Source organism: Bifidobacterium choladohabitans, from assembly GCF_016102005.1.
GTDB classification, from domain to species: domain Bacteria; phylum Actinomycetota; class Actinomycetes; order Actinomycetales; family Bifidobacteriaceae; genus Bombiscardovia; species Bombiscardovia choladohabitans.
In genome coordinates this window covers 1-2,447 of the sequence record NZ_JACFPL010000008.1, presented here as the reverse complement: position 1 = coordinate 2,447, position 2,447 = coordinate 1, and the positions used below count along the sequence as shown (strand labels likewise).

Annotated in this window: 3 protein-coding genes; all 3 read left to right on the top strand. The window is 63.4% G+C overall.

What is annotated here, in order from left to right:
• Window positions 1–69: 69 nt before the first annotated feature.
• The 3 genes from H3S97_RS08315 to H3S97_RS08305 all read left to right on the top strand — a co-directional run bounded on the left by H3S97_RS08315 (window position 70) and on the right by H3S97_RS08305 (window position 2,308).
• Window positions 70–1,500, top strand: a complete 1,431-nt coding sequence (locus tag H3S97_RS08315; protein ID WP_198220268.1) for a ParB/RepB/Spo0J family partition protein — start codon at window positions 70–72, stop codon at window positions 1,498–1,500.
• 154 nt (window positions 1,501–1,654) lie between these two features.
• Entirely contained in the window at window positions 1,655–1,918 is a 264-nt protein-coding gene (locus H3S97_RS08310) for a hypothetical protein (protein WP_141650026.1), read from the top strand.
• A gap of 24 nt (window positions 1,919–1,942) precedes the next feature.
• Window positions 1,943–2,308, top strand: coding sequence for a hypothetical protein (locus tag H3S97_RS08305; protein ID WP_198180620.1), 366 nt, complete (start codon window positions 1,943–1,945; stop codon window positions 2,306–2,308).
• The last annotated feature ends 139 nt before the right edge of the window (window positions 2,309–2,447 follow it).

Genomic DNA, 2,447 nt, shown 5'->3' with positions numbered 1-2,447 from the left:
TCCGCTATACCCGGGCCGCCATTCCAGGCGTCGGCACAAACAGTCCCGGCACCAAGGAAAGGAACACCCATGAACACCACAACCACAGTGACCATGCTGCCCATCGACGCCATCAGGCCCAACGACGCCAACCCCCGAAACGAGATAGGAGACGTGTCGGAGCTGGCCATGAGCATCGCGTCCCAAGGCATACAGCAGGCCCTGGTCGTCACACCGGCGAACCAGGAGGGGCGGCACACCCTGGTCATCGGACACCGGCGGCTGGCGGCCGCCGAGCAGGCCGGCCTTGCAACCGTGCCCTGTATCATCACCGACATGGACGAGCAGACCCAGGCGGAGGTGATGCTGGTAGAGAACATACACCGTGACCAGCTCACCGCCCTGGACGAGGCACGCGGATACGCCCACCTCCTGGACCTTGGCGAAGACGTGGACCAGATGGCCAAAGCCACTGGCCGCAGCCGCAGCACCGTGCAGCGACGGCTCAAAATATCGTCCATCGACGACGAGAAAATACTCGCGCTGCCATCCCAGCTGAGCTTCGAGGAATTGGAGACGATAGCCGACTTCCGCGACGACGAAGGCCTGCAAGACCAGCTCATCAAAGCCGCAGGCACCAACAACTGGAACATGACACTGCACCAGGTCCAGGCCAAACGGTCGCTGGACAAGTGGATCGAACAGGCCCAGGAAGCCATCAAGCAGGCCGGGCTGCCCATCGTGCCGCTGACACCATCACAATCCTGGTCTGACCCGGAAGGTTGGCGCACCATCGCCCGATTCTCCCCGGATACCGACCCCGACCCCAAGCAGGCCCTCGACACATGGCTGGAGGAATGGGAAGGCGACAAACCCACGGCCGCCGGACTGCTCGACCGTGGCGGACAGTGGCGCGTCAAAATCACCCTGCTGGAGCCATACACCCAACAGGACCAGGAGGACGAACGCCGGCAAAGAGAGGATGACCTGGCCAGGTGGCAAGCCGAACAAGAAGCCGAAATCGCACCGGCCAAGCAACTGGACACGGCAAGCCACGACCTGCGGCTGGCCTACACGCAACGGCTCATGTCCCTCAAACGCCCCGCCAAAAACCAGTCCCAGGCCCTGTCCATGCTGGTCATCGCCCAAGCGAGCCAACGCACCTGGTGGGTCAGCCGGGACCAGGTGCGGGACACATGGCGCGCCATCGTCCAGGACCAGGAAGCCGAGCTGGCGCAAAAGGCCGACCTTGACGAGAGTCGCCGCACCCAGACGGCCTTCGCCCTGTGCCACGCCATCATGGAGACACAGATCAACCACGAGACCTGGCGCAGCCAAGACGACATAGACGGCCTGCTCAAACCCCTCTACCGTGCCCTCCAAACCGCAGGCTACGCCATCAGCGACGAAGAGCAATCCGGTCTCGACGGCGACCTGGTGCCCCGACCTGAAGAGGAAGACAACGAAGGGAACGAAGATGAAACAGACGACGGCGACCAGGAGGAGGACACCAAAGAGTGAATGAACCCCGCAGCCGGCGGCGGCGCAGCGATGCCTCGCGCCACCCCACGGGGTGGAATCGGCATCGTCGAACGCCCCGCGTTCGGACAGCCAGACCGCAACGCGAGGAACGCACGACTGGTTTGTATGTGCAATTTGTACTACACTCATGGTCATGGAGATCGAGATAGAGCAATCAGCCCGCAAGCACGGCTGCGCCGACGACGAAATCAGGCACGCGGTCCTCCACTCCATAGGCCACGAACAAATCGAGGGCTACGGCGACGAGATGACGGTGGTCTTCGTCGGCCAGCCACACCCCGGGGCCCTACCCGACAACCTGCTCGAAGTCATCGTCAGCAAATGGCAGGACGGCCAGCTCCACGCCTTCCACGCCATGCCGCTGACCAGCCGGTGGCAACATCTCAGATACCAATAGACACAACCAACAAGGAGCCAGACCATGACCAACACACAGACACCCGCCGACAGGGCAGCACACGCCGACAGGGCAGCACACGCCGAAGCACTCGACCGCATGGCCGACGCCGGCCAATTCACACCCATCGAAGGCACCCGGGTATACCGGGGCTACGACGCCGGCCCCCTGACCGACGACGACCTGCTCTCCATCTTCGCCGGCCGCCCCCGCGACGAACTCAAACAACCCACCAGCAAAACCTGGCAGGTACGCACCACCCCGGCCCTGGACCAATGGGCCGAAGCCGCCGTCAAAACAGAAGGCACCAACCTATCGGCACTGATCCGCCAAGCCACCGCCGAATACCTGGCACACCACTACCCAGGACTCCGAAGCCAGATGGCCTGACCCATCAGGGCAACATCATCAAGGGACCCCTCAACGGGGTCCCTTTTTCCATGCTCGGCTCGGCCGGGGTTGTGGTCATCGGCGGCTGCGCCTTGATGTCTGGCCGCCGCTGTCGCACGCCTGCGGCGTGCTGCTGAAG